Consider the following 234-nt stretch of genomic DNA (forward strand, 5'->3'; position numbering starts at 1 on the left):
GTCGCCGGCCGCAGACCTTTCACAGCCGAGACGGATGAGCACCCCAAACCGGAAACAACCGTGGAGACCTTGGCGGGATTGCGTCCTGCCTTTGCCACTGGTGGAACCGTAACGGCCGGCAATGCTTCGGGCATCAACGACGGCGCCGCGGCCGTGGTCTTGACTCGCGAGTCAGTTGCTACCGAGCGGGGTTTGAAGGGCTTGGTTAGTCTCGAGGCTGTAGCCACTGCCGCC

1 protein-coding gene is annotated in these 234 nt (G+C 63.7%); it reads left to right on the forward strand.

The window, feature by feature from the left end:
* Positions 1 to 234, forward strand: a 234-nt coding sequence (locus SB847_RS22325) for a thiolase family protein (RefSeq protein ID WP_486304290.1), incomplete at both ends; no start/stop codon positions are given.

This window comes from Bacillus sp. SIMBA_026, assembly GCF_046535335.1.
Taxonomy (GTDB): domain Bacteria; phylum Bacillota; class Bacilli; order Bacillales; family Bacillaceae; genus Bacillus; species Bacillus velezensis.